Source organism: Enterobacter sp. R-25 (assembly GCF_049913205.1).
Classification (GTDB): domain Bacteria; phylum Pseudomonadota; class Gammaproteobacteria; order Enterobacterales; family Enterobacteriaceae; genus Enterobacter; species Enterobacter ludwigii.
Window position 1 is genome coordinate 2051258 of sequence record NZ_CP183982.1, and the last position, 25914, is coordinate 2077171.

At 54.4% G+C, this 25914-nt stretch carries 23 protein-coding genes; 7 read left to right on the forward strand and 16 right to left on the reverse strand.

Going from position 1 to position 25914, the window contains the following annotated elements:
- Positions 1 to 35 precede the first annotated feature (35 nt).
- The 3 genes from ACN9MQ_RS09865 to blr form a co-directional block, all read right to left on the reverse strand.
- Complete coding sequence (locus ACN9MQ_RS09865) at positions 36 to 476, reverse strand: DUF2569 domain-containing protein (protein WP_025204344.1); 441 nt, start codon at positions 474 to 476, stop codon at positions 36 to 38.
- Positions 477 to 562: 86 nt separating this feature from the next.
- Complete coding sequence (gene ydgT, locus ACN9MQ_RS09870) at positions 563 to 778, reverse strand: transcription modulator YdgT (RefSeq protein ID WP_006174966.1); 216 nt, start codon at positions 776 to 778, stop codon at positions 563 to 565.
- A 232-nt stretch (positions 779 to 1010) separates the two neighbouring features.
- Positions 1011 to 1136, reverse strand: a complete 126-nt coding sequence (blr, locus tag ACN9MQ_RS09875; protein WP_168112406.1) for a division septum protein Blr — start codon at positions 1134 to 1136, stop codon at positions 1011 to 1013.
- A 243-nt stretch (positions 1137 to 1379) separates the two neighbouring features.
- On the opposite strand from blr, the gene ACN9MQ_RS09880 reads away from it, so the two are divergent.
- Positions 1380 to 2420, forward strand: a complete 1041-nt coding sequence (locus tag ACN9MQ_RS09880) for an oxidoreductase (protein ID WP_014169806.1) — start codon at positions 1380 to 1382, stop codon at positions 2418 to 2420.
- Positions 2421 to 2465: 45 nt separating this feature from the next.
- Here ACN9MQ_RS09880 and add read toward each other — a convergent pair whose 3' ends face one another.
- The 3 genes from add to malX all read right to left on the reverse strand — a co-directional run bounded on the left by add (position 2466) and on the right by malX (position 6377).
- Entirely contained in the window at positions 2466 to 3467 is a 1002-nt protein-coding gene (gene add / locus ACN9MQ_RS09885; protein WP_014169807.1) for an adenosine deaminase, read from the reverse strand.
- 96 nt (positions 3468 to 3563) lie between these two features.
- Entirely contained in the window at positions 3564 to 4736 is a 1173-nt protein-coding gene (locus ACN9MQ_RS09890; protein WP_426021449.1) for a MalY/PatB family protein, read from the reverse strand.
- Between the two features lie 48 nt (positions 4737 to 4784).
- Entirely contained in the window at positions 4785 to 6377 is a 1593-nt protein-coding gene (gene malX / locus ACN9MQ_RS09895; protein ID WP_025204342.1) for a maltose/glucose-specific PTS transporter subunit IIBC, read from the reverse strand.
- A 177-nt stretch (positions 6378 to 6554) separates the two neighbouring features.
- On the opposite strand from malX, the gene ACN9MQ_RS09900 reads away from it, so the two are divergent.
- The gene (locus ACN9MQ_RS09900; protein WP_014169810.1) at positions 6555 to 7583 is read left to right on the forward strand and encodes a Mal regulon transcriptional regulator MalI; all 1029 of its coding nucleotides are present in this window, start codon (positions 6555 to 6557) and stop codon (positions 7581 to 7583) included.
- Positions 7584 to 7654: 71 nt separating this feature from the next.
- Here ACN9MQ_RS09900 and ACN9MQ_RS09905 read toward each other — a convergent pair whose 3' ends face one another.
- Together ACN9MQ_RS09905 and manA are read right to left on the reverse strand one after the other, a co-directional pair.
- Complete coding sequence (locus ACN9MQ_RS09905; RefSeq protein ID WP_106503998.1) at positions 7655 to 9214, reverse strand: YdgA family protein; 1560 nt, start codon at positions 9212 to 9214, stop codon at positions 7655 to 7657.
- A gap of 99 nt (positions 9215 to 9313) precedes the next feature.
- Positions 9314 to 10489, reverse strand: a complete 1176-nt coding sequence (gene manA / locus ACN9MQ_RS09910; RefSeq protein WP_020884317.1) for a mannose-6-phosphate isomerase — start codon at positions 10487 to 10489, stop codon at positions 9314 to 9316.
- A gap of 197 nt (positions 10490 to 10686) precedes the next feature.
- On the opposite strand from manA, the gene fumA reads away from it, so the two are divergent.
- Complete coding sequence (fumA, locus tag ACN9MQ_RS09915) at positions 10687 to 12333, forward strand: class I fumarate hydratase FumA (RefSeq protein ID WP_426021450.1); 1647 nt, start codon at positions 10687 to 10689, stop codon at positions 12331 to 12333.
- A 137-nt stretch (positions 12334 to 12470) separates the two neighbouring features.
- Entirely contained in the window at positions 12471 to 13865 is a 1395-nt protein-coding gene (gene fumC / locus ACN9MQ_RS09920; protein ID WP_047357350.1) for a class II fumarate hydratase, read from the forward strand.
- On the opposite strand, the gene tus is transcribed toward fumC, so the two are convergent.
- From tus to rstA, 3 genes are all read right to left on the reverse strand, one after another.
- A complete protein-coding gene (gene tus, locus ACN9MQ_RS09925) occupies positions 13866 to 14795 on the reverse strand; it encodes a DNA replication terminus site-binding protein (protein ID WP_232946585.1) in 930 nt (309 codons plus the stop codon).
- A gap of 74 nt (positions 14796 to 14869) precedes the next feature.
- Positions 14870 to 16168 (reverse strand): two-component system sensor histidine kinase RstB, encoded by a 1299-nt coding sequence (gene rstB, locus ACN9MQ_RS09930; protein ID WP_014169816.1) that lies wholly within the window; start codon positions 16166 to 16168, stop codon positions 14870 to 14872.
- 485 nt (positions 16169 to 16653) lie between these two features.
- A complete protein-coding gene (gene rstA / locus ACN9MQ_RS09935; protein ID WP_025204337.1) occupies positions 16654 to 17370 on the reverse strand; it encodes a two-component system response regulator RstA in 717 nt (238 codons plus the stop codon).
- A 128-nt stretch (positions 17371 to 17498) separates the two neighbouring features.
- On the opposite strand from rstA, the gene ACN9MQ_RS09940 reads away from it, so the two are divergent.
- Complete coding sequence (locus ACN9MQ_RS09940; protein WP_025204336.1) at positions 17499 to 17834, forward strand: GlpM family protein; 336 nt, start codon at positions 17499 to 17501, stop codon at positions 17832 to 17834.
- On the opposite strand, the gene folM is transcribed toward ACN9MQ_RS09940, so the two are convergent.
- From folM to ydgH, 3 genes are all read right to left on the reverse strand, one after another.
- Positions 17831 to 18553 carry a dihydromonapterin reductase gene (gene folM / locus ACN9MQ_RS09945; protein ID WP_020884311.1) on the reverse strand — a complete coding sequence of 241 codons (723 nt, stop codon included), beginning with the start codon at positions 18551 to 18553 and terminating at the stop codon, positions 17831 to 17833. The two genes, ACN9MQ_RS09940 and folM, sit on opposite strands and share 4 nt — an antisense overlap.
- 39 nt (positions 18554 to 18592) lie before the next feature.
- Complete coding sequence (locus tag ACN9MQ_RS09950; protein WP_020884310.1) at positions 18593 to 19975, reverse strand: amino acid permease; 1383 nt, start codon at positions 19973 to 19975, stop codon at positions 18593 to 18595.
- A gap of 185 nt (positions 19976 to 20160) precedes the next feature.
- Positions 20161 to 21105, reverse strand: a complete 945-nt coding sequence (gene ydgH / locus ACN9MQ_RS09955) for a DUF1471 family protein YdgH (RefSeq protein WP_020884309.1) — start codon at positions 21103 to 21105, stop codon at positions 20161 to 20163.
- Positions 21106 to 21640: 535 nt separating this feature from the next.
- Here ydgH and pntA point away from each other — a divergent pair.
- Together pntA and pntB are read left to right on the forward strand one after the other, a co-directional pair.
- Complete coding sequence (gene pntA / locus ACN9MQ_RS09960; RefSeq protein WP_020884308.1) at positions 21641 to 23170, forward strand: Re/Si-specific NAD(P)(+) transhydrogenase subunit alpha; 1530 nt, start codon at positions 21641 to 21643, stop codon at positions 23168 to 23170.
- A 10-nt stretch (positions 23171 to 23180) separates the two neighbouring features.
- The gene (gene pntB / locus ACN9MQ_RS09965; protein WP_025204333.1) at positions 23181 to 24569 is read left to right on the forward strand and encodes a Re/Si-specific NAD(P)(+) transhydrogenase subunit beta; all 1389 of its coding nucleotides are present in this window, start codon (positions 23181 to 23183) and stop codon (positions 24567 to 24569) included.
- 49 nt (positions 24570 to 24618) lie between these two features.
- On the opposite strand, the gene uspE is transcribed toward pntB, so the two are convergent.
- Positions 24619 to 25569, reverse strand: a complete 951-nt coding sequence (uspE, locus tag ACN9MQ_RS09970) for a universal stress protein UspE (RefSeq protein ID WP_014169827.1) — start codon at positions 25567 to 25569, stop codon at positions 24619 to 24621.
- A 110-nt stretch (positions 25570 to 25679) separates the two neighbouring features.
- Positions 25680 to 25832, reverse strand: a complete 153-nt coding sequence (locus ACN9MQ_RS09975; protein WP_223398027.1) for a hypothetical protein — start codon at positions 25830 to 25832, stop codon at positions 25680 to 25682.
- Between the last annotated feature and the right edge of the window lie 82 nt (positions 25833 to 25914).

Below are 25914 nucleotides of genomic sequence, written 5' to 3' on the forward strand. Positions count from 1 at the left end.
CCACCGCAGGCGACAACAGGTTATCTGTAAGGTTATTACGGGTTCACAAAGGTGTTCTTCACCCGCGTCGAACGCTTGAAATAGGGCACCAGCAGCGCCGCGGCCAGTAACGGGAAAAGCAGCTGGCGAACGGCCAGGGCATCAGAAACTGGCGAAAAAGCAAAGGCTTTCACCGCCAGCAGGACCGAAATCAGCAGCCAGATAATGTAGTGTTTAGGGACACCCTTACGGCGCTTAAAGAAGGCAATGGTCAGCCATAGCGTGTAGTACCACATCCCGATTGCAAAAACGAACGACACAAACCACATCGTAATATTAAGCACACTTTGCGACATCAGGGTCTGGATTGCATGAGGTGTAATCAGAGCGGTGGTATAAAGCAGCAGCGCAAGTGATGCGCTTAATAAGGCAACCAGCAGCCATGCCAGTGGGGCGATTAACCAGCCTCCAATTCGTTCTCCAGGCGTTGCGGTCATGAACTCTCCCATAATCTGCGCGAAATGTTGTACAGCCAGTTTGCAGGGCGGAGAGTATATAACATTTCGCGCGGATGGCTACTTTCTTATAAAACGTAGCGCCATACAGACTTAGGCACTTCACCGACGTTGAACAAACGGCCACCGGAGACCAGCTCCGCACGGCGGTGGTCAGCGGCGCGATACATATTGATGATTTCCTGATTATCCGACAGCGTGTAGTTCAGATGGTCAAACAGTTTTTCCAGGCTCTCAAGCGAATTGATCTTGCGAAATTTTAATAAATAGTCCTGAACTGTCATATTAATAAGTTTCCATATAAAAGTGAGTAATACCAGTTAAGGTAATTCGTCCGAATAATAAACGGATTAATAAAGACGTAAACAGCCCACTCAGATAACGCGACTAAATTAGGAGTTTTCTTTGCTGAAAGTACAGGCATCAGACGATGCCTGGAAGAGAAGGTTAACCGTGTTCACCAGGGCTGGCAATAAGTAACTGACATATTATGTCACTCTTTATTGCGGTAACCGGTTACTTAGGTTGGGCGACGGTGACAGGCTCCGGCGGCTGGTAGTTATCGATATGGCTGGCAACGCCAAGCAAAATGACCGATACCCCAAGGACAATCCATCCCGCTAATTCAATGATTCGATTAATAATTGACGTCATGACTGGTACGTGTAATTTATCCATAAATACAGGTTGCAAATGTTACAGCGCCGTTTCCCCCGCGGCAAGTGCTTTGGGAACGGTTCCCCTAAACGAAATCAGAACGTTAAATCTATGTAACAAAAACAACCGGCATAGCCTGCTATTTTACGTCATATGGCACATGATTAATCTGTAAGAACGTCAGAGTAGCCAGTGTGAAATAAGATAGTCATAAAAGAGGGCAACATTATGAGTGATAGCATCCGCGTCGGGCTTATTGGTTACGGTTACGCGAGCAAGACTTTTCATGCGCCTCTGATTGCCGGGACGCCGGGCATGGCGCTGGCGGCAGTTTCCAGTAGCGATGCCACGAAAGTGCATGCCGACTGGCCCTCCGTGCCGGTTGTTTCTGAACCTAAGCATCTTTTTAACGACCCTAATATTGATCTGATCGTCATTCCCACCCCCAATGACACGCATTTTCCGCTGGCAAAGGCCGCACTGGAAGCCGGTAAGCACGTTATTGTCGATAAACCTTTCACGGTGACGTTGTCACAGGCGCGCGAACTGGATGCGCTGGCAAAAAGTTTTGGCAGAGTGCTTTCGGTATTTCATAACCGCCGCTGGGACAGTGATTTCCTGACGGTAAAAGCGCTCCTTAATGAAGGTACGCTGGGCGAAATCCTCTTTTTTGAATCGCACTTTGACCGGTTCCGCCCTCAGGTCCGAAACCGCTGGCGTGAGCAAGCCGGGCCGGGCAGCGGCATCTGGTACGATTTAGCGCCGCATCTTCTCGATCAGGCCGTAAATTTGTTTGGCCTGCCGGTCAGCATGACGGTTGATCTGGCCCAGCTCAGACCCGGAGCGCAAACCACTGACTACTTTCATGCCGTCTTGAGTTACCCGCAGCGGCGTATTGTACTGCACGGGACAATGGTGGCAGCCGCCGAATCAGCGCGTTATATCCTTCACGGTACCCGCGGGAGCTATGTGAAGTTTGGTCTCGATCCTCAGGAAGAACGCCTGAAAAACGGCGAGCGTTTGCCGCAGGAAGACTGGGGCTATGACATGCGGGACGGGGTTGTGACGCGGGTGGAAGGCGAGGAGAGGGTTGAAGAAACGTTACTGACGATCCCGGGTAACTATCCGGCGTATTATGCCGCTATCCGTGATGCGCTAAACGGGACGGGGGATAACCCGGTTCCGGCCAGCCAGGCGATTCAGATTATGGAATTGATTGAACTGGGGATTGAATCAGCCAAACACCGCGCAACGCTCTGTCTGGCGTGATTCTGGCAAAGCCGGGTAAGGCTAAGCGCCCACCCGGCAACGGGCTTAGCCGCGGGCGACCTTATCCCTCAGCGCCTGTTTCTCTGCTGGCGTCAGGAAGGCGATGTCCAGGCCGTTAATCTGCGCCTGGCGGATCTGATCCTGACTCAGGCCAGCCTGCGGTGCGGCGACGGTGTACTCATGAATAATATCCACGCCCTGTACCGCCGGATCGTCCGTATTCAGTGAGGCCAGAACACCGTGCTCCAGGAAGGTTTTCAGCGGGTGATGCGCCAGTGATGCCACTGTGCTGGTCTGAATATTGGACGTCAGACACGATTCAATACCAATACGCTGCTCGGCAAGGAAATCCATCAGGGCGCGATCTTCAACGGCTTTGACACCATGACCGATACGCTCTGCACCCAGCTCTCGGATGGCCTGCCAGATGCTTTCAGGGCCTGCCGCTTCACCGGCATGCACGGTAATGTGCCAGCCGGCGTCACGCGCGCGGTTGAAATGAGAAAGGAACAGACTGCCCGGGAAGCCGAGTTCATCACCCGCCAGGTCAACGGCAGCGATCGCATCACGATGCGCCAGTAACCCTTCCAGCTCCTGCAGACAGGCCGCTTCACCGAAGGTGCGGCTCATAATGCCAATCAGGCGAGCCTGAACGTCGAAGGTTTTACACCCTTCGCGCACGCCGTCAATTACCGCTTCAACCACGCCTGCAACGGGCAGGTTGTGGGTCATCGCCATATAGCCTGGCGAAAAGCGCAGTTCAACGTAGTGCAGGCCATTACGGGCGGCATCTTCAATATTTTCGAAAGCAACACGGCGGCAGGCATCCAGCGAGGCCAGCATCTTCACGCCCCAGTCGAGTTTGCTCAGGAAACTGACCAGATCCGGTTCATTTGAGGTGACCTGAACGTGGGGGATTAGGGTCTCAATCGTTTGAGCAGGGAGCGTGAGATTGTACTGGCGGCCAAGATCGAGGATGGTTTGGGCACGAATGTTACCGTCAAGATGGCGGTGAATATCAGTTAGTGGCAGGCGTGTATCAATCATGGTCGCACTCTTTTCTGGTTAAAGTGCGTCATATTATAAAAACAAAACGAGGTAAAAAGCTATTTGCGCAAGGGAATATTCCGTTGCGCAATCTGATTACAGGAGCGTCGTTATGCCAGCGATCAGCCGCTGAACCCCTTGCTCAAGCTTGCTACGCGGGCATCCCGCGTTCAGACGGACAAAACCGTTACCCTCTTCGCCGTAGGTGTATCCCGGCATGATGGCGACCTTTTGCTGCTCAATCAGGACTTTTTGTAGCATTTTGTCGTCAAGGTTGAGTGGACGTAAATCGATCCAGGCCAGATACGTGGCTTCGGGTGGCTGCCAGTTGAGCGTCGGAAACGCGCGGTGTAATTCGCGTGCAATGTACGCCAGGTTTTCCTCCAGATACGCCCGCAATGCATCCAGCCATGGCTCTCCCTGCTGATAGGCAGCAATGTGGGCCGTCAGCGCCAGTACGGAAGGGGAAGAGAGCCCGTCACGACCTTTTAATGCGCTGAGGTAACCGTTACGGCTCTGTTCATCGCCAATAAGCCCCCAGGCACCGGTGAGCGCCGGTATGTTAAAACTTTTTGAACCAGAGCTCAGAAGTGCCCATTTGCCGCGTGCCACTTCATTCCACGGCGTATGGCGACGGCCTCCCCACACCATGTCCATATGAATTTCATCGCTGATCACCGCCACGTCATAACGGGCGCACAGTTCAGCCATGTGACTCAGCTCTTCACGCGTCCAGACTTTACCCGTGGGGTTTTGCGGGCTGCACAGCAGCAAAATTTTGTTTTCCGGTTTTGCCAGCGCCGCCTCAAGCGCGGCCATATCTCCCTGCCAGCCCGTGGCATGTTTTTCCATCGCCACGCCGACCACCTGGCGGGCATTCCCCTCGATGGCCTTATAGAACGCATCGTAAGCGGGGATATGGACCACCACGCCGTCGCCGGGAGTTGACCAGAGGCGAATCAGTTCGGACACCATATAAATAACGGAAGGCCCGTACACGAGCGATTCGGTATCAATGTGGCTGTTAAAGCGCTGCCGGAACCAGTGCGCCACAGCGGCGAGAAACTCTTCATTTTTCCATCGGCTGTAGCCAAACACCCCGTGATGAATACGCTGATGCAGCGCTTCGGTGATGCAGGGCGCGGTCGCGAAATCCATATCGGAGATGGTGAAGGGCAGCAGATCGGCCGCGCCAAAGCGGTCGGCGACATAGTCCCACTGCGTGCACCAGGTGCCGTGTCGATCCACGACGGTTGAAAAATCGAACATGACTCAAGTCCTTAAAGAAAAACCCCCTCAGCGCGAGGGGGTGAGGCATCAGGCTTCCACTGTACGCATCAGGGTTGCCAGCTCATCTTTCACTGACTGAACCTGCGGGCCGATAACCACCTGCAAATTGTGTTGATTTAACTGTACCACGCCGATGGCCCGGTTGGCTTTCAGGGCGTTGGTGTCCACTTTCGACATATCCGCCACCGACAGGCGCAGTCGGGTGATGCAGTTATCCAGAGAGGTAATGTTATCCGCACCGCCCAGCGCTGCCAGAATAGCAGGGGTGTTATAGCCGGACTTACCCACGGTACCTGCAACAGCCTGCTCAACGCTGCTGGCGGTATCGGTATCCCGCCCAGGCGTTTTGAGGTTAAAGCGGGTGATGGCGAAGCGGAAAATGCCGTAGTACACCGCGAACCAGATAGCGGCGACCACCGGTACCAGGTACCACTTAGTCGACAACCCGTGCAGGATCCCGAACACCACAAAGTCGATGACGTTGCCGTCGGTATTCCCGATGGTGACGCCCAGCACCGCCATCACGGTGAAGCCCAGACCGGTCAGTACCGCGTGGATGAGATACAGCACTGGCGCGACAAACAGGAACAGGAATTCGATTGGCTCCGTTGTACCGCCCACGACGCAGGCGATGACCCCGGAAATCAGCAGCCCTTTAATTTTATGGCGGTTTTCCGGACGAGCACAGTGATACATGGCCAGCGCCGCACCCGGCAAGCCGCCGAGGAAGGCCGGCATTTTACCCTGTGACAGGAAGCGGGTCGCACTTTCAGAGAAGCCGTGCGTGGTCGGGCAGCTCAGCTGTGCCTGGAAGATGGTCAGCGCACCGCTCACATCGTGTCCGCACACCTCCATTGTGCCGCCCGCTTCGGTAAAGCGGATCAGCGCCACCAGAATATGTTGCAGACCAAACGGCAGCAGTAGACGTTCGCCGGTTCCGAAGATCATCGGACCAAAATCGCCCGCACCGTTGATGATGCGGCCAATCCCGTTAATCCCCAGCGCAAAGACTGGCCAGATCAGCGGAATAATAAGGCCAAACAGACCCATGACCACAAGGGTTACAATGGGTACAAAGCGGGTGCCCCCGAAGAACGCCAGCGCATCAGGCAGGCGGATATTGTGGAAGCGCTCATGCAGCATCCAGATAATCACCCCGGCGATCACCGCACCGAGGATCCCGGTATCAATGGACTGAATCCCGATAACGCTCTGAATGTTGTTCGCTTTAAGCACGGCGGCATCGGTGGTGGGCAGAATGCCTTTTGCCGTCAGCCAGAAGTTCACCGCAAGGTTCATTACCGCATAACCGACAAACCCGGCAAAGGCGGCCACGCCTTTGTTCTCGCGTGCCAGACCCAGCGGGATAGCAATACAGAACATCACCGGCAGGAAGCTAAAGGCGAAGGAGCCAACTTTACTCATCCAGATAAAGATCGCCTGCAGCACAGGTGTCCCGAGGAACGGGATCAGCGTGATGACGTCCTTACTGCTCAACGAACTGCCGATCCCGAGCATGATCCCGCAGAACGAGAGGAGTGCCACGGGCAGCATAAAGGTTTTACCCAGTTGCTGGAAAAATTCCCACAGCGATATTTTTTGTGCTGTTTTCGCCGTCATAAAACGACTCCTTTATTGTTAAAATCAGTTTATCTGCTTCAATGCTGCGAGAAGATAAAACGTTTTATCAAAGTTTAGTGCGCTCTGAATCACATTCTCAGGCTTTGACTGGTAGTATAAAGATTGCATATTGATAAAACGTTTTACCGATCTCATTTCAGGGAGTCACGCCGACACATGGCTGTAGCGAAAAAAATCACCATCAACGATGTCGCGCTGGCGGCGGGGGTTTCCGTCAGCACCGTTTCACTGGTGCTCAGTGGGAAAGGACGCATTTCTCCCGCGACCGGGCAACGGGTTAACGAGGCGGTTGAGCAACTGGGCTTTGTACGTAACCGCCAGGCATCAGCGCTGCGCGGCGGCCAAAGCGGTGTGATCGGTTTGATTGTGCGTGACCTGACCTCTCCCTTTTATGCCGAACTGACCGCGGGCCTGACCGAAGCGCTTGAAGCGCAGGGACGGATGGTCTTTTTGCTTCACGGCGGTCGCGAGGCCGATCAGCTCCTTTCCCGTCTGGATATGCTGCTTACGCAGGGCGTCGACGGGGTGATCGTCGCCGGCGCGTCGGGTGTGAGTAATGACTTGTGCGAGCGCGCCGCCGAAAAAGGCGTGCCGCTGGTGTTTGCCTCGCGCGCCAGTTATCTGGACGAAGCCGATACCCTGCGACCGGACAACATGCAGGCCGCACAAATGTTGACGGAGCATCTTATTCATCGGGGGCATCAGCGCATTGCCTGGCTTGGCGGAAAAAGCTCGTCCCTGACGCGAGCCGAGCGGGTAGGCGGTTACTGCGCGACGCTGATTAAATACGGCCTCCCGTTCCACAGCGAATGGGTGGTGGAATGCGAATCCAGCCAGAAGAAAGCCGCGGAAGCGATAAACGCGTTATTACGGAGTAGCCCGACGATAAGCGCCGTGATTTGCTATAACGAGGTGATTGCGATGGGGGCCTGGTTTGGCCTGATCCGCGCCGGGCGTCAGAGCGGCGAGGGTGGAGTTGAAACCTTCTTCGGCCACCAGGTGGCGTTAGGGGCATTTGCCGACGTTGGTGAAAACGCGCTGGACGATCTGCCCATTGTCTGGGCCACCACACCTGCCCGGGAGATGGGTTACACGCTGGCGGACAGGATTATGCAGCGCATCGAAAAAGCAGACGTGCAGGCCGGGCACCAGATTGTGTCGGCACGGTTAGTGACGGTGAAATAGTATTCGTGGCACCAGGCTGAGTACCTGCAACCGGTAATAAAAAACCCCTCATCAGAGAGGGGTTTTGATGATTACTGCTGTGGTGCAGCAGGTGCAGCAGGTGCAGCAGGTGCTTCAGGCACGGCCGGCGCTGCAGGTTCAGCCGGTTCCGGCATCCCCAGAGCAGGCATACCAAACATCCCGACAAAATCTTCCAGCGGCATTTTATCGCCGTTTAGCGTGACCTGACCGTTGGCATACTGCAGGCTGGTGGAAATGGTGTTGTCTTCCATCTTCGTGATGCGGAACATCTGGCCCATTGCCGCCAGGCCTTTCACCTGCTGGCTCGCCAGCTTGCCGGCATCTTCATCGCCATACCCTTCAAGCTTCGCAATCTGGGTCATAAACTCGGTCGCCATATCCACAGGGATGGTCAGCTTGCTGTCGAGTGACTTCACGCTGCGATCCACTTCCTGCGCCAGGGTCTGAGGTTCACCCGTTGCGGTTGCCGGGTCTTTCAGGAACAGGGACAGGTTAAAGTTGGTTTCGCCTTTGCTGTTTTTCCAGCTCAGCGGGGCCACGGTGATAACCGGCTCGCCTTTCAGCAGGATTGGCAGGTTGTTCATCAGCACCGCCATGGCCTGCTGCTGGTAAACTTCCGGATTCTGCTGCAGCGCGGCATTGCTCAGCAGTGCCTGGCTCTCTTTGCTGTATTTCTGGCTAAATTCATGCCACGCCTGACCGTCGATATTGCCAATCTTCAGCGACAGTTTGCCGGTCCCGAGATCCTGGTTCTGCACTTTCAGGCTCTTCAGGGCGTAATCCAGTTGGGTATTGATGCTCTTACCGTCTTTAGACACGTCGGATTTGCCGTCCACCTCCATGCCTTCCAGCACGGCCATCTCTTTCCCTTCAACCGCGATAGCAATCTTGTCGAAAGAGAGTTTCTGATTACCGATACGCTCTTTAAAATCGGTCATCTTACTGTCGCCGTCGGCTTTCAGGTTATTGAACGTCAGCTGAACCTTTTGACCGTATTCATTGACGGCATTGATCAGGCCGCTCTCTGCTTCACCGGTCAGGGAGAAGACATTTCCATCGCGGTCAGCATCAACCTTGAAATTCCCCCCGCTAAAGGTCACTTTCTCGTTATCTTTCTCGTAGTTCAGTGCTTTCAGATCGATACTGGAACGTGTGTCACCGGCGTAGCTGATGCGGGTGTTAACCTCAAAAGGTGACTCATTCTTTGCCAGATCAAACAGAGGTTTGGTTAAGTCGTTATTCACCAGTACAGTATGAACGGATGCCATCGACGGGATCAGGTTAAAAGACGTTAACTGTGCCAGCGGGAACGGACCGTGGCTGACCACTTCATCCAGCACCACGCTTTGGCCCGGTTTCAGCCAGCCATTTTCATTACCGGCAACAGGCTTGACAACCACCTGCATATGGCTGGTAAAGATACCACGCTGATAATTCTGGTAGGCAAGCTCCACGCCTGCTTCCGGCGCACCACGCTTGAGCTCTCCGTTAGCCTGTGCCACCATCTCAGCCAGACGGCTTTCCAGCTGTTTCCCGGTAAACCAGGAGGCACCTGTCCAGACCACGCCTAACGCTACAATCACTCCTACCGCTACGACCGATTTTTTCATTGCGACTATCCCTAAAATGAAACCAGGCGGTAGAAACCGCCCGGTGATGTAAAGTCTTCAACTAGCTTAGCAAGAGTTGTTAAAAAATTCAGTAAGTGCTTATAGCTTATTAAAAACACGCGCCAGACGACCGGTACCGCTCACGCTCACCGGCGACTCGTTTGCCGCTACAAATGCCGATTCGCCTGGCTTGAGCACCAGACGCTCGCCACCTTTATGCAGCGTTGCTTCACCCTCAACGCAGAACAGGATTGCCGCGCTCTCCTGCGCGATGGCGGTTTCTGCCGGGCTCAGGTCATGCAGTGAGAAGGCAAAATCATCCACCGGGATCGGGAAGTCCAGCTCCGCACCCTGTTTAACAGGCTGAGTCAACAGGTGATCCGCAGGCTTCGCCTCAAACTTCACGTTGGCAACCAGCTCAGGGATATCAATGTATTTCGGCGTCAGGCCTGCACGCAGTACGTTGTCTGAGTTGGCCATCACCTCCAGCGCCACGCCCTGCAGGTAGGCGTGCGGGGTTTCAGCAAACAGGAACATCGCCTCGCCCGGGTTCAGCTTCACCACGTTCAGCAGCAGAGGGGAGAACAGGCCGCTGTCGTCCGGGTAGAATTCAGAAATCAGGCGGATAGTATCCCACGGCTCACCGTGCTGGCTGTCCAGCGCCGCTTTCAGCACCGCCAGGGCGTGAGATTTCTCTTCTCCCTGCATGTTCAGCAGGCTGGCGAAAAGCTGGCTCAGGCCTTCTGCATTCGGGTTTTCCAGGAAGTGGGCAATAGCGTTGTTAGCACCCGCCACCGGCTGCAGCAGGGAGATAATTTCTGAGAACTCGCGAAACGCGTTCATCGCCAGGAAGGGGGTCAGCGCAAAGACCAGCTCCGGCTTGTGGTTAGGATCTTTGTAGTTACGCTCGGCGGCATCTAACGGAATACCGGCCGCGTTCTCTTTCGCAAAGCCCATCTCAGAGGCTTTTTTATTCGGGTGCACCTGGATCGAGAGCGGCTGGTCGGCGCACAGCACTTTAAACAGGAACGGCAGCTCACCAAAACGGCTGGCAACCTTGTCACCCAGCAGGGTGGCTTTGTCGGCATCAATCACGTCGCGCAGAGAGCGAACCTGGCCGCTTGCGTCTTCAATTTTTGAGCTGCTCTTCGGGTGCGCACCCATCCACAGTTCTGCCATTGGCAGGTTGTTTGGGTTCGCGATACCGTAGAGATCCGTTAACGCAGTTTTACTTCCCCAGGCGTAGTTTTGCACTGAGTTAATGAGTTTTTGCATTATCAAGCCCTGATTCAATGGTGGAATTAACTCCGGGTATTAAAGCAATAAACCACATGGAAGTAACCTGTGGATGTAAAAAGTCGTACTAGTCTCAGTTTTTGTTAAAAAATTGTGTAGGATAAGCTGACTCGCTTTTAAGCGGGCAGCGGAACATCTGCCCAAATAATCAGACTGAAGCAGTAAGTGAGAGAACAATGTCGAACAAACCCTTTCATTATCAGGATCCTTTCCCCCTCAGTAAGGATCAAACCGAATATTACCTGTTAACCCGCGATCACGTCTCCGTCTCTGAATTCGAAGGGCAGGAGATCCTCAAGGTCGATCCGCAGGCGCTGACGTTACTGGCGCAGCAGGCTTTCCACGACGCCTCGTTTATGCTCCGCCCTGCGCACCAGCAGCAGGTTGCCGATATCCTGAGCGATCCGCAGGCCAGCGAAAACGACAAATACGTCGCCCTGCAGTTCCTGCGTAACTCGGATATCGCGGCGAAAGGTATTTTACCTACCTGCCAGGACACCGGCACGGCCATCATTGTGGGTAAAAAAGGCCAGCGTGTCTGGACCGGCGGCGGCGACGAAGCGGCGCTGGCGCATGGCGTGTACAACACCTACACCGAAGACAACCTGCGCTACTCGCAAAACGCGGCGCTGGATATGTACAAAGAGGTCAACACGGGCACAAACCTGCCTGCGCAGATTGACCTGTATAGCGTGGACGGTGATGAATACAAATTCCTCTGCATCGCCAAAGGTGGCGGTTCAGCGAACAAAACCTATCTCTACCAGGAAACCAAAGCGCTGCTCACACCGGGCAAGCTGAAGAATTACCTGGTTGAGAAAATGCGCACGCTCGGCACCGCTGCCTGCCCACCGTACCATATTGCCTTTGTGATTGGCGGTACGTCAGCAGAGAGCACCCTGAAAACGGTGAAGCTGGCGTCGACCAAATATTATGACGGCCTGCCTACCGAAGGGAACGAGCACGGCCAGGCGTTCCGCGATGTTCAGCTCGAACAGGAACTGCTGGAAGAAGCGCGTAACCTCGGCCTGGGCGCGCAGTTCGGCGGCAAATATTTTGCCCATGATGTGCGAGTGATCCGTCTGCCGCGCCACGGTGCCTCCTGCCCGGTCGGGATGGGGGTCTCCTGTTCTGCGGATCGTAACATCAAGGCGAAGATCAACCGCGAAGGCGTCTGGATCGAAAAACTGGAGAACAACCCAGGGAAGTACATTCCTGAAGCGTTGCGCAAAGCGGGCGAGGGTGAAGCCGTTCACGTTGACCTGAACCGTCCGATGAAAGAGATTCTGGCGCAGCTGTCTCAGTATCCGGTGTCGACCCGTCTCTCTCTTAACGGAACCATCATCGTTGGTCGTGACATCGCTCACGCGAAACTGAAAGAGCGTCTGGACAATAGTGAAGGGCTGCCGCAGTACATCAAAGATCACCCGATTTACTACGCAGGCCCGGCCAAAACGCCAGAAGGCTACGCCTCTGGCTCGTTAGGCCCGACCACCGCAGGCCGTATGGACTCGTATGTTGACCAGCTGCAGGCCAACGGCGGCAGCATGATCATGCTGGCAAAAGGAAACCGTAGCCAGCAGGTGACGGATGCCTGCCATAAACATGGTGGCTTCTACCTGGGCAGCATCGGCGGTCCGGCTGCCGTACTCGCGCAGGGCAGCATTAAGAGCCTTGAGTGCATTGAATACCCGGAACTGGGTATGGAAGCTATCTGGAAAATTGAAGTGGAAGATTTCCCGGCGTTTATCCTTGTGGATGACAAAGGTAACGACTTCTTCAGGCAGATCCAGTCCTCTCAATGTTCGGCGTGTGTGAAGTAATCTACTATAGCCGGGTGGCGTTCACGTCACCCGGCACATCAAAGAGCGCACAAAGCGCCATATCTTTTCTGTAAAGCAATCAATACTTATCTCTGAAGCATGTGAGCAATCCCGACAGTGTTATCAAGGAGAAAGTAATGACTACGGTACGCCGTGAGAAAGACTCTATGGGCGCGATCGATGTCCCGGCTGACAAGCTATGGGGCGCGCAAACCCAGCGTTCGCTGGAACATTTCCGTATTTCGACCGAGAAAATGCCCGTCTCGCTGATTCAGGCGCTGGCGCTCACTAAACGTGCGGCCGCCAAAGTGAATCAGGATTTAGGCCTGCTGGCGGCAGATAAGGCCACCGCGATTATCACTGCTGCCGATGAAGTTCTGGCCGGCAAGCATCCCGATGAATTCCCCCTCGCCATCTGGCAGACCGGTTCTGGCACCCAGAGCAACATGAATATGAACGAGGTGCTGGCGAACCGGGCAAGCGAACTGCTGGGCGGCGTGCGCGGTATGGAGCGTAAGGTTCACCCGAACGATGACGTAAACAAAAGCCAAAGTTCGAACGACGTCTTCCCGACGGCGATGCACGTGGCGGCGGTGATTGCGCTTCGTGAACAGCTGATCCCGCAGCTCAACGTGCTTAAAACCACCCTTGGCGAGAAGGCGCAGGCTTTCAGCGATATCGTCAAAATAGGACGTACTCACCTGCAGGATGCCACGCCGCTGACGCTCGGCCAGGAGATTTCCGGCTGGGTGGCAATGCTAGAACATAACCTCAAGCACATCGAGTACAGCCTGCCGCATCTTGCAGAGCTGGCGCTGGGCGGAACGGCGGTCGGTACGGGGTTAAATACCCATCCGGAATATGCGGTGCGCGTTGCCGACGAGCTGGCGGCCATCACCGGGCAGCCGTTTATCACGGCGCCGAATAAGTTTGAAGCGCTGGCCACCTGTGATGCGCTGGTTCATACCCACGGTGCCCTCAAGGGTCTGGCAGCGTCGTTGATGAAAATCGCCAATGATGTGCGCTGGCTGGCCTCGGGTCCCCGTTGCGGTATCGGTGAAATTAGCATTCCGGAAAACGAGCCGGGTAGCTCTATCATGCCGGGCAAAGTAAACCCGACCCAGTGTGAAGCCATGACCATGCTCTGCTGTCAGGTAATGGGTAACGACGTTGCCGTTAACATGGGCGGCGCATCCGGTAACTTTGAGCTGAACGTCTATCGCCCGATGGTGATTCATAACGTGCTTCAGTCCATACGCCTGCTGGCGGACGGTATGGAGAGTTTCAACGAGCACTGTGCGTCAGGCCTTGAGCCAAACCGCGAGCGCATCAGCCAGTTGCTCAATGAGTCGTTGATGCTGGTGACCGCGCTGAATACCCATATCGGCTACGACAAAGCCGCCGAGATTGCGAAAAAAGCGCATAAAGAGGGGCTGACGCTGAAAGCCTCCGCTCTGGCATTGGGTTACCTGACGGAGGCTGAGTTTGATGCATGGGTACGCCCGGAATCGATGGTCGGCAGCCTGAAATAATCACTGCGCCACATACAGGTGCAGCCGCGGAATAATCAGCTGCAGCGGTTGCGCCTGAGGTCTGTAACGATGCTGGACATTTTCAGCATCGTAATTCAGCAGTTCGCCAATATCCGGCACAATGGCCCCCTGATCGGCATCATAAAGTGCGATCAGCGGCGTCGGGCAGGCATACTGTACCTGCTTTTGCTGGCCGGAATACCAGACGCGTGCGATAGGCTGTACCTTCACCGGGCGCTTAATCTTAAGCCGTGTATCCGCCGGCAGTGAGGCGATGCTGTGGTACTCCTGCTCAAGCCGTTCAATCCACTGCTCGCGTGACCACGGTGCGACAGTCCGCGGTGCCTTCAGACTCTTTTCCAGCTGCGCCAGAATGTCATCACGGGTGAAGTTTTTAATGATGTGCTTGTTGGCCCAGCCGAAGCGAAGCGTGGCGGGATGACGCAGTACCGTCAGCGTACGATAGGCATTCAGGGTGATTAATCCCGGTAGCTGTCGGTGTACCCATTCAAAACGGGCGGCAGGAGCCAGACCCGACTCTTCAGTGATGATCTTTTCAAACGTCGCCTTAAGCGTGTTGATATGCGCAATCTGGTTTTCCAGCGCTTCTCGCGTTGATGCATCGGTTTGCAGGCAGATTACGCCCGGCAGACGAACGGCCGCCTTACTGCTGCGGTTTTCTGACTGCTGCTGGATAAACAGGCGACGGTAGTGCCGCAGCGTCAGTTCCAGCGCCGCTTTGCCGATATGCTGCTGTACTTCTATGGTTTCCAGCGGGTCGTGTTCAGCGCCTTTCACCACATCCGGCAAGGTGAAGACCCGCGCGGCTAACAGACGGCAGGTCTGCAAACGTTCGGTCAGGGTCAGTAACTCGTGTTCAATGTCGCGGAACGTGCTGTTCAGCCTTTCGATGAGATCGTACGTCGCCATGATAACTCTTCATTAGTTACAACATACTTATCATATAGCACAGCACGCCGGGTCAGGCCAGCGAGCGATAAAGGTCAGGCAGGGACGGGAAGGGTGATGTTGTGATATACCGGCCAGCTAAAGCAGAAGCGCGCGCCGCCGAGCGCGCTCTCTTCACAATGCACCGTGCCGCCCATCGCCTGCGCAATGGAGTAAACAATTGCCAGCCCGAGGCCACATCCCCCCGTGGCACGATCGCGGCTGGGGTCGAGGCGTACAAACGGCTCAAACACCGTTTCACGCGCTTCCGGGGCGATGCCCGGTCCGTCATCCTCAACCGTCAGACAGGCCTGACTACCCTGTAAATCTAAGCCAATCTGCAGCGTGCTCTCGCTATAGCGCATGGCGTTGTTCATCAGATTATCCAGCACGCGTTCCATCAGACGCATATCCAGTGCGCCATAATCGCCGGGCGTGACGTGTGTCAGCAGGGTACGTTGCGGGTTTACGCTCTGGACATCATCGATATGGGTTTGTAACCAGCCGGGCAGGTCCGGCGTACTGAGGTTCAGTTCGTTTTGCGGGCGATCGAGGCGCGCGTAGGTCAGGAGTTCCTCAATGAGGCCCTCAAGCTGACCAATGTCGCGGTTCAGCGCCTGCGACTCGGCCTCCGTCAGGTTTTCGCTCATCTCCAGCCGATAGCGCAGGCGTACCAGTGGCGTACGCAGCTCGTGAGCAATTCCGTCAATGAGCTGTTTTTTACTGATAATCAGCGCATTGATGTTATCGGCCATCTGGTTAAACGCCACGCCAAGACGCTCGAAGCTGGAACCGCTGTCGAAGTGAATGCGCTCGGTAAAATGCCCGTCACCAAAACGTTGCGCAGCTGATTCCAGTTTCAGCATGTCCTGCCAGTGTGGCCTCATCCAGATAAAGACCGGGAACGCGAGCGAAATGGCAATGAAAGCCAGCAGGGCAAGGTCCAGCAGGCGCATCTGGTGCAGATAATAGAGATAAGGTACCGGCCCCACGGCCAGAACGTAATGGCTCCGTGGAATGCGCTGGATAAAGGTATATTTCTCATCCAGCGCCACAATGTCCCCGTCACGCAGTCGCTGCATGGCGGGTGGCTCTAAATCGAAATCCTTCATCGGCTCGATGCGCAGATCAAACGACAGGTTCAGATCCAGCTCTTTTAAGGTCTTGGCCCAGTCGTGTGGCGGGATCTCTCGCAGCTCGCTGCGCATCAGGTAGAGCGAGCTTTTCATTAAATCATCCAGTGACTGCCTGCCTGCACGTTCAGCGGTGAATTTATAGACCAGCCCAACCAGCATGGTCATCACCAGGAAGCAGACAAACAGCAGGAGATAAAACTGTACAAACAGCTTTTTCATTCAATCTCACCGAAAATCAATACGTTAACAACCTGCGTCGAAGACAAACACGCAAACCCAAACTAGTTACACATACCGCTCGGTTTTTTACGGGGCCCGCATTGTGAGTAATCCCACAGAACGTACCCTTTTGATTTCATACAGTCTTCTATTTTTTTGATCCTGGAATCTTGCTGTTCTATCGTTTCGCCCGGCAGCAGGCGGTTACGACTGAAGTTTTCGTCCCATGAATTGAGCGAATACTTTCGATCAACGCCGCAGGCGTACAAATCCTCACGGCGTTGTTGCACATTGGTATGGCCCGGGGTCCTGGGATTCTGGATAGTCTGAATATACGGAACATAGTCATAATTACTTGAATCCATATCTGCGACAACGCACCCGGTTAACCCAAAACAGCAGATCAGGCTGAGTATTCTTATTTTATGCAACTGTCAGACCTCGTCTGCACAATGTTTTAAACAGTGTCGTTCGGGTAACCGGCATCAGGTTTCCCAGGCGTGAGGCGCGAACAGATAGCCCTTGTTACGCACGGTTTTAATGCGGTACGGCTCAGTGGCATTATCCTGCAGTTTTTTACGCAGGCGCGAAATAGCCACGTCAACGCTGCGATCCATTCCGTCGTAGCTGACGCCGCGCAGGTTTTTCAGTAATGCATCGCGATCCATGATCTGCCCGGCGTGGGTTGCCAGTTCCCAGAGCAGGTCAAAATCTGCGGTGGAAAGGGCGATAAGCTCGCCAGAAAGCAGAACCTGACGGTTAATCGGATCAATAGACAAGGTACCAAAACGCATCGCTTTGTGCGGGGTCAGCGACTGAGCAGGCGCTTCTCGTTCAACGCTGGCACGCTGGCGTAAATGAAGGCGCAGACGAGCAAGGAGGACGGCAGGGGGCGTGGTTTTCAGAATGTAGTCATTGGCACCCATTTCGAGTGACAAAATATGGTTCATGTCGCTGTCCAGCGAGGTCAGCAGCACGATAGGGCCCTCCCACCGGGCGCGCAGATCGCGGCAGACCGTCATGCCATCTTTGCCGGGCAGCATAATGTCCAGCAGCACCAGGTCCGGGTTTTCACGTAAGACCACCTCTTCGGCACGATCGCCACGAGGCTCAACAATGACGTCCATATCATGCTTACCCAGATAGGCGGCGATCAATTGCCCCACTTCGGGCTCGTCTTCAACATAAACAATCTTATTCATACAACGTCTGTTATCGTGAAAAAAGCCAACATACACCGCACAACCTTAACGTTCCATTAATCTTTCATAATTAACGCCAGTTCCGTTATTCTGGCTCATAGTGTTATTTGATTGTTATAGGGAAAAAGATGGGGCTGGTGATAAAAGCCGCGTTGGGTGCGCTGGTGGTGTTACTGATAGGTGTTCTGGCTAAAACCAGGAATTATTATATTGCCGGGCTGATCCCACTCTTCCCGACCTTTGCGTTAATAGCGCACTATATTGTCGCCTCAGAACGAGGCACGGAAGCATTGCGTACAACCATCGTGTTCGGGATGTGGTCGATTATCCCTTATTTTCTCTATCTGCTTTCGCTCTGGTACTTCACCGGTTTTATGCGACTTCCCCTGGCGCTGAGCGGGGCCGTTGTCTGCTGGGGGCTCAGCGCCTGGGTGCTTATCTTCTTCTGGAGCCGCTTTCACTAGCGCAGCGGTCGACCGCCGTCCACGGCAAAGGTTCTGCCAGTGACGTAGCAACTGGTGAGCAGATAATCGATAAGATCGATAACCTCTTTTTCACCTGGCGCAATTTTCATCAGCGATTTATTCAGCGCCTGCTGGCGATACTCCGCATCATCGTCTTCGTTGAACAAAATCATCGCCGGGGCGATGGCGTTGACCTTAACTTCAGGGGCAAGTTTACGGGCGAACGAACGCGTCATGTTATCGAGTGCGGCTTTACTGGCCGCATAGGCGATGTGCTTGTCGCTGCCGCGCTCCACGACGTAATCGGTGAAATGAATAATATCACCCGCCGCATGTCCGTGACCGCGCAACAGGTCGAGCAGGGCATGGTTCAGCAGATAGGGCGCATTGACGTGGATCTGCAGCATGCAGGAGAGCGTTTCGCTGAGTGGCGTACCGGATTTTTCGGGAAGCCAGGCGCTGGCATTATGGATAATGGCGCGCAGCCCGGGGGTGGTAGATTTCACTTTATCAGCGAAGGCCAGAATACCGTCATCGGTTGAGAAATCGGCCTGAATGCAGATCGCACCGGCTTTGCGTAGCCCCTCAATCGAGGGATATTCGCTGCGGTAACTGATGATGACCGGATGGCGAAGATTGAGAAAGTGATGGGCAAGGGCGAGGCCGATACGACGGCCTCCACCAGTAATCAGTATTGGGCGTTGCTGCGCGTTTCCCATCGTGTTCTCCTTTTCAGTTCAACAATGGGAAAGGCGATTCTATCCCATTAACATCCAGGTTGCCGGTACGGCAGCAACCAGTAACAGCCCGATTAAGGCCATCTCACGGCGTCTAAGCGCGTTCTCTAACTGATGCGTGCGGCGGGCGTAGATAAACACCAGCAGGCCCGGTGCATACAACACCACCGACAGCAGCAGATGCATAGGCCCGGAAGCATACAACAACCACAGGCCGTAAATACAGGCTCCGACACCCACCACATAGTGCGCCGGACGTGTGGCGATTTTTAACAGATATGCACCCACTAAGAAATAGGGTACCAGAATCATCTCCGAGGCGATGGTCAGCAGAGTGTTATAGTCTGAACCTGTGAGCCAGATCAGCACCAGACAGACCTGAACGCTGATGTTGGTCAGCCAGAGTGAGGCCGACGGCGCGCTGTTTTTGTTTTGACGAGCAAACAGGCGTGGAAATGCTTTGTGCGTTGCGGCCAGGAACGGCACTTCTGCCGCCATAATGGTCCAGCTCAGGTACGCGCCGCACACGGAGATAATCAGCCCCGCGGCAATCACCACGTCACCCCACGGTCCGAACATTTTCACCATCAGGCCCGCCATCGACGGGTTACGCATTTCGGCCAGTTCAGGACGCGCGACCACCCCCAGCGACAGCAGCGTCACCATCAGATACACGCCCAGCGCCGCCAGTACCGCCAGCAGCGTGGCGCGACCCACATCGCGCTTATTCCGCGCCCGGGCAGAGACCACGACGGCCCCTTCAACACCGATGAAGACCCACAGGGTGATCAGCATGGTGTTCTTGACCTGCTCCCAGACCGGTACGCCCAGCGCGACACCGCTGAAATCGAGACTGAACACATCGAGACGGAACGCCATAAAGGCCAGCACGATAAACAGGCCGAGCGGAACCAGTTTGGCCAGGGTTGCCACCAGGTTAATGCTGGCCGCCGTCTGTACGCCACGTAGAATCAGCCAGTGAACAACCCACAGCAGTACCGAAGCGCCCACAATGGACTGCCAGGTATTGCCGTCGCCAAAGAACCGCAGTTCAGGAGTATCGGTAAAGAAACTGAGCGCCGAAAAGACGATCACCAGGTAGGAGACGTTTGCGATGACCGCACACAGCCAGTAGCCCCATGCGGAACAGAAGCCAATCAGTTCGCCGAAACCTTCACGGGCGTAAGTGAAAATCCCCCCATCCAGATCCGGGCGGATGCGGGTCAGCAGCAGCATTGCGAACGCCAGCAGCAAAATCCCGGCCCCCGTGATGCCCCACCCTATAAGCAGTGCGGCAGGGCTGGCGACCGCCGCCATATTCTGCGGTAAGCTGAACACGCCCGCACCCAGCATTGAGCTCAAAACGAGTGCAGTCAAAGCACTCAGGCCTAGTTTCTTTTCCATTGGCTTCCTGTTATGAAAGGTCCAAATCCAGAATAATTATTTCGCACAGGCGCATAAAAATGGTGGATCACACTAAGGCGCGGGATTTTACGGAGTGTCACGAGAGCATGCAATGACGTGGGGCCGAATTTCAAAAAAAAGTAACAAAAAAGGCGGCATTGCGCCGCCTCGGGTCAACCGTTCTGTTACTTGTACAGGTCGGCGCTGATGGTCACGTTGTTACCACGTTCCTGCCACTGGCGGGTGATATGGTAATACTTCGCCCCTTTCTTCGCCGCACGTTTCGCGACCTGATAAGAGACTTCCGTCATGTTGCCGTAGTTGCCGGTAAATTTAATGCTGTCGAACGGCACCATCTGCGCTGCAGTGGCTTTGTTCAGCTCTTCAATTTTGGTTCCGTCTGGCAGGGTAACGGAGTAACGGCCACCTTTGGTGGATTGCGTTTCGAAGAAACGGCCCACTTCAGCGCTTGGTGCGGCAGAGGTGGCTACGCCTGGAATTTCCACTTTCTTCGCTTCTTCGCCGCCTTTTGCTATCGCCGCACGACCCGCTTCGGAATCTGCAGGGATGGCGTCCGGGCTTTGCAGAACGCGTTTCTTCGCATCTTCTTTATAGATGAACGCAGTAATGCGCTGGTTGCCACCCTGGTTAGCATCGACCTGACGCACGATAAAGAAAGAGTACGCGCCTTTTTCTTTTGCGGCTTTGGTGATGGCATCGTTCACTTCAGGCTGGCTGCGATAGAAGCCCTGCACGGTGACGGTGTCATAAGGTTCCAGCTCAATCGCCTGATCTTTTGGTAATTCAACGACGCCGTTAATCACGCGGTTTTTCGGTGCGTCAGCTTTCGGCGCATTGTCTTTATACAGCGCAATGGTCACGCGCTGGTTACCGCTGTTGCCGGAGTCAGACTGATCAACAACGTAAAACGAGGCCGCACCGTTTTTATCGGCGGCTTTTGATGCGGCGGCGACGGCATCGCCAATAGAATTATAACGACCCACAATGACCGTATGGTCAAAAGGTTTTAACGCTGCCGCTTGCTCCGGCGTTAACTCTGTCGCGGCATTCGCAGACAGGGCGGTCGCGGAGAGAAGTGCGGACGCCAGGAGTGTGTTCTTAAGCTTCATAAAAATAATCCTTCGCCTTGCGCAAACCATGTACTGGTATTGTTGTTAATTTGAGACGGTCCCGATTATGGCATTTAAAACCCGTCGCTGTCTGCGCCATTTTTCACAGCCTGTGCTCACTGAATCATCTGATTTGATAACATTTAGTGATATGTTGAAAAAACAGGCGTCTGACAAGCAAAACTGATAAAGCTTATGACTTTTACAAGTTAATTTAATGTTAATAAGTTGTTCTCTAATGGCGCTATATCATGTTTTTACCGCTTCGCTTGCGCTATTTATCGGTCTCAGCGATGAATTTAAGGTAAATATCACTGTCAGCGACGCAGATCACTTATTTTTCACAGATAAAGTAAGAAATAGTGTTTTCTGGCGGTAGATCACGGGCGTTATTTTCAGTAGGTTATAGAAAGTTTGTTACTGTTTTATTTTCTGGGGTTAATCATATGTCGTCGCTGTCCTGCTGGCGAAAGTTGATACAAACCGCGGGCATTTATCGACAAACCATCATCAAAAACCGATGGAAGGGAAAACTATGCGTATTGGGGTACCAAAAGAACGGTTAGCCAATGAAACCCGCGTAGCGGCAACACCGAAAACGGTGGAGCAACTGCTTAAACTGGGTTTTACCGTCGCAGTTGAACGCGGCGCGGGCAAACTGGCGAGTTTCGATGACGAGGCCTTTATTCAGGCTGGCGCGGAAGTGGTGGACGGTGCTGAAGTCTGGCAGTCGCCCGTTATTCTCAAGGTTAATGCGCCGGAAGAGAGCGAGATTGAACTGTTGAATCCTGGCACGACGCTGGTGAGCTTCATCTGGCCTGCACAGAATCCTGAGTTGATGGAGAAGCTGGCAGCACGTGGCGTGACCGTGATGGCCATGGACTCCGTGCCGCGTATTTCGCGCGCGCAGTCGCTGGATGCCTTAAGTTCCATGGCGAATATCGCCGGTTACCGCGCGATTGTTGAGGCGGCGCATGAGTTTGGTCGCTTCTTTACCGGTCAGATCACTGCGGCAGGGAAAGTGCCTCCGGCGAAAGTGATGGTGATTGGCGCGGGCGTGGCGGGTCTTGCGGCTATCGGCGCAGCAAACAGCCTGGGCGCTATCGTACGCGCTTTTGACACCCGTCCTGAAGTAAAAGAACAAGTACAAAGTATGGGTGCCGAATTCCTTGAGCTGGACTTCAAGGAAGAAGCGGGTAGCGGTGACGGTTACGCGAAGGTCATGTCCGAAGCTTTTATCAAAGCGGAAATGGAACTCTTCGCCGCGCAGGCCAAAGATGTCGACATCATTGTCACTACCGCGCTTATCCCCGGTAAACCCGCGCCGAAGCTGATTACCCGTGAGATGGTTGACTCAATGAAGTCGGGCAGCGTGATCGTCGACCTGGCGTCGCAAAACGGTGGCAACTGTGAATACACCGTGCCAAATCAGGTGACCACCACTGCTAACGGCGTGAAGGTGATCGGGTATACCGATTTGCCGGGCCGTCTGCCAACGCAGTCTTCTCAGCTGTACGGTACCAACCTTGTTAACCTGCTGAAACTGCTCTGCAAAGAGAAAGACGGCAACATCACCGTTGATTTTGACGATGTTGTTGTGCGTGGCGTAACGGTGGTGCGTGAAGGCGAAATCACCTGGCCTGCGCCACCGATTCAGGTGTCCGCGCAGCCTCAGGCGGCACCGAAAGCGGCGCCTGAGCCTAAAGAGCCAGCTAAACCGGCTTCTCCGTGGCGCAAGTACGCGATCATGGCGCTGGTCATTATTCTGTTTGGCTGGCTGGCAGACGTCGCGCCGAAAGAATTCCTCGGCCACTTTACCGTCTTCGCGCTCTCGTGTGTGGTGGGGTACTACGTCGTGTGGAATGTCTCCCATGCGCTGCATACGCCACTGATGTCGGTCACTAACGCCATCTCCGGGATTATCGTGGTCGGGGCGCTGCTGCAGATTGGCCACGGCGGCTGGGTAAGCTTCCTGAGCTTTATCGCGGTGCTGATCGCCAGTATCAATATTTTCGGTGGGTTCACCGTGACTCAGCGCATGCTGAAAATGTTTCGTAAAGGCTAAGGGGTAGCATATGTCTGGAGGATTAGTCACAGCCGCATACATTGTTGCTGCAATCCTGTTTATTTTCAGTCTGGCGGGACTTTCCAAACACGAAACGTCTCAGCAGGGAAATAACTTTGGTATCGCCGGTATGGCGATTGCGCTGATTGCCACCATCTTCGGGCCGGACACCGGCAACGTTGCATGGATCCTGGTGGCGATGATCATCGGTGGCGCGATTGGTATTCGCCTGGCGAAACGCGTTGAAATGACCGAGATGCCGGAGCTGGTGGCCATTCTGCACAGCTTCGTGGGGCTGGCGGCGGTGCTGGTGGGCTTCAACAGCTATCTGTACCACACACCCGGTCTGGAACCGATTCTGGTCAACATCCATCTGACGGAAGTGTTCCTCGGCATTTTCATTGGTGCGGTGACCTTCACCGGCTCAATTGTCGCGTTCGGCAAACTGCGCGGTAAGATCTCTTCTAAACCGCTGATGCTGCCAAACCGTCACAAGCTGAACCTGGCGGCGCTGGTCGTGTCCTTTGTGCTGCTGGTGGTCTTCGTGCGCACTGAAAGCGTGGGCCTGCAGGTGCTGGCGTTACTGGTGATGACCCTGATTGCTCTGGCCTTTGGCTGGCACCTGGTGGCCTCCATTGGGGGTGCCGATATGCCAGTGGTTGTCTCCATGCTGAACTCCTACTCCGGTTGGGCCGCGGCGGCAGCAGGCTTCATGCTGAGCAACGATCTGTTGATCGTCACCGGTGCGCTGGTCGGTTCTTCTGGTGCGATCCTGTCTTACATCATGTGTAAGGCGATGAACCGTTCGTTTATCAGCGTTATCGCGGGTGGCTTTGGTTCTGATGGCTCCTCAACCGGTTCTGACGAAGAAGTGGGTGAGCACCGTGAGATCACCGCGGAAGATACCGCAGAGATGCTGAAAAACTCACACTCGGTCATCATTACCCCAGGCTACGGCATGGCGGTGGCACAGGCTCAGTATCCGGTTGCGGAGATCACCGAGAAGCTGCGTGCGCGCGGTATCAAGGTTCGCTTTGGCATTCACCCGGTAGCGGGGCGTCTGCCAGGCCACATGAACGTGCTGCTGGCGGAAGCGAAAGTGCCTTACGACATCGTGCTGGAGATGGATGAGATCAACGATGATTTCACCGATACCGACACCGTCCTGGTTATTGGTGCCAACGACACCGTTAACCCGGCGGCGCAGGACGATCCGCGTAGCCCAATCGCCGGTATGCCGGTTCTGGAAGTGTGGAAGGCGCAGAACGTGATTGTCTTCAAACGTTCCATGAACACCGGTTATGCAGGGGTTCAGAACCCGCTGTTCTTTAAAGAGAACACGCACATGCTGTTTGGCGATGCAAAAGCCAGTGTCGATGCTATTCTGAAATCGCTGTAAATCAGCGACAAAAAAACCGCCGTTTCCGGCGGTTTTTTTATGTCTGAACTTAGTCGTCTTCCGGGTCGTCCAGTTCAACCGGTGTCTGATACTCATCCGGCTTGATGACCAGCAGGTCACAGCGCAGATGGTCGATCACCTGTTCGGCGGTATTGCCCAGGAACGCGGCAGAAATACCGGTCCGGCCAATGGTACCCAGTACCACAATCCCCGCCTGCAGATGTTCTGCTAAATCCGGGATCACCTCTTCAGGTAACCCTTTTTCCACATGTGTCATTTTCTCATCAATGCTGAATTTCTGGCGTAACGCCTTCATGGCCAGCAGGTGCTGCCCCCGGATCGCATCGTTATACACGCTCGGGTCAAATTCAGGCAGCTCGATAGCAATATTAATCGGTGTTACCGGGTAAGCGCCCACCAGATGGACTTCAGTGTGGTTAACCTGTTCGGCAAGCTGGATCGTCTCCTTGACCAGCTTTTCATTGAGCGAATTGTGGTAATCCTCCTCGCTCGCCAGGTTGACCGCCACGACGGCCTTGCCGCCTTCTGGCCACGGCTGGTCTTTTACCATCCACACCGGGCAAGGGCATTTACGCAGCAGGTGCCAGTCGGTAGGGGTAAAGATCACGGATTCCAGCTTGTCGTGCTGGTGCGCCATTTTCAGCAACAGGTCGTGCCCACCGGCGACCACTTCCTGGATAATGGCTTCGAAAGGTCGGTTATGCCAGACCACTTTAATATCGATAGGAACACCCGCTTCCAGGTAATATTTGGCCTGTTCACGGATCCACGCGGTACGCTGGCTGATCACTCCCTGACGCATTGCGGTGCGTTCGTCAGGCGACAGAAGGGTGGTCATCTCATATGAGAAGTCATAGATCGGCAAAAACGCTTTGATTTTGCCACCAATCCGTTGATGTAGATACACAGCACGTCGTAATGCCGGCTGATCGTCCTGGTTAGGATCGATAGCCACCAGCATGTTTTGATACTTTGCCATACAGGTCTCCTTACTACTGTCACCACAGTCTGTAATTAAAAGAGTAACCTATATATCTTGAATGAAACAGGGGGGAAGTTTTTGTCAGATCAATAAATCATGAAAATCTGTCACAGAAACAGAACCGTTGTCGTTACCGCGATAAAGGCAATCAGCAGCAGTACCATCACCGCAATCGCAAACGTCGTTGAATCCTGTACGTAGGTTTTTTCTTCACCCTTCATTGGCCCGACAAGCATGATCCAGATGAATATGAAGGTCACTGAGGCGATAACGACTGAAACGAAAAATAAACTTTCTCTCAATTCATAACCTCAACAAGAACCTTTCAGGGACTGAGTGGGG

What these genes read in the sequence shown, in the direction of transcription:
- ACN9MQ_RS09865 (WP_025204344.1), bottom strand. Translation starts at nt 476, where the DNA reads ATGACCGCAACGCCTGGAGAACGAATTGGAGGCTGGTTAATCGCCCCA.
- ydgT (WP_006174966.1), bottom strand. Translation starts at nt 778, where the DNA reads ATGACAGTTCAGGACTATTTATTAAAATTTCGCAAGATCAATTCGCTT.
- ACN9MQ_RS09880 (WP_014169806.1), top strand. Translation starts at nt 1,380, where the DNA reads ATGAGTGATAGCATCCGCGTCGGGCTTATTGGTTACGGTTACGCGAGC.
- add (WP_014169807.1), bottom strand. Translation starts at nt 3,467, where the DNA reads ATGATTGATACACGCCTGCCACTAACTGATATTCACCGCCATCTTGAC.
- ACN9MQ_RS09890 (WP_426021449.1), bottom strand. Translation starts at nt 4,736, where the DNA reads ATGTTCGATTTTTCAACCGTCGTGGATCGACACGGCACCTGGTGCACG.
- malX (WP_025204342.1), bottom strand. Translation starts at nt 6,377, where the DNA reads ATGACGGCGAAAACAGCACAAAAAATATCGCTGTGGGAATTTTTCCAG.
- ACN9MQ_RS09900 (WP_014169810.1), top strand. Translation starts at nt 6,555, where the DNA reads ATGGCTGTAGCGAAAAAAATCACCATCAACGATGTCGCGCTGGCGGCG.
- ACN9MQ_RS09905 (WP_106503998.1), bottom strand. Translation starts at nt 9,214, where the DNA reads ATGAAAAAATCGGTCGTAGCGGTAGGAGTGATTGTAGCGTTAGGCGTG.
- manA (WP_020884317.1), bottom strand. Translation starts at nt 10,489, where the DNA reads ATGCAAAAACTCATTAACTCAGTGCAAAACTACGCCTGGGGAAGTAAA.
- fumA (WP_426021450.1), top strand. Translation starts at nt 10,687, where the DNA reads ATGTCGAACAAACCCTTTCATTATCAGGATCCTTTCCCCCTCAGTAAG.
- fumC (WP_047357350.1), top strand. Translation starts at nt 12,471, where the DNA reads ATGACTACGGTACGCCGTGAGAAAGACTCTATGGGCGCGATCGATGTC.
- tus (WP_232946585.1), bottom strand. Translation starts at nt 14,795, where the DNA reads ATGGCGACGTACGATCTCATCGAAAGGCTGAACAGCACGTTCCGCGAC.
- rstB (WP_014169816.1), bottom strand. Translation starts at nt 16,168, where the DNA reads ATGAAAAAGCTGTTTGTACAGTTTTATCTCCTGCTGTTTGTCTGCTTC.
- rstA (WP_025204337.1), bottom strand. Translation starts at nt 17,370, where the DNA reads ATGAATAAGATTGTTTATGTTGAAGACGAGCCCGAAGTGGGGCAATTG.
- ACN9MQ_RS09940 (WP_025204336.1), top strand. Translation starts at nt 17,499, where the DNA reads ATGGGGCTGGTGATAAAAGCCGCGTTGGGTGCGCTGGTGGTGTTACTG.
- folM (WP_020884311.1), bottom strand. Translation starts at nt 18,553, where the DNA reads ATGGGAAACGCGCAGCAACGCCCAATACTGATTACTGGTGGAGGCCGT.
- ACN9MQ_RS09950 (WP_020884310.1), bottom strand. Translation starts at nt 19,975, where the DNA reads ATGGAAAAGAAACTAGGCCTGAGTGCTTTGACTGCACTCGTTTTGAGC.
- ydgH (WP_020884309.1), bottom strand. Translation starts at nt 21,105, where the DNA reads ATGAAGCTTAAGAACACACTCCTGGCGTCCGCACTTCTCTCCGCGACC.
- pntA (WP_020884308.1), top strand. Translation starts at nt 21,641, where the DNA reads ATGCGTATTGGGGTACCAAAAGAACGGTTAGCCAATGAAACCCGCGTA.
- pntB (WP_025204333.1), top strand. Translation starts at nt 23,181, where the DNA reads ATGTCTGGAGGATTAGTCACAGCCGCATACATTGTTGCTGCAATCCTG.
- uspE (WP_014169827.1), bottom strand. Translation starts at nt 25,569, where the DNA reads ATGGCAAAGTATCAAAACATGCTGGTGGCTATCGATCCTAACCAGGAC.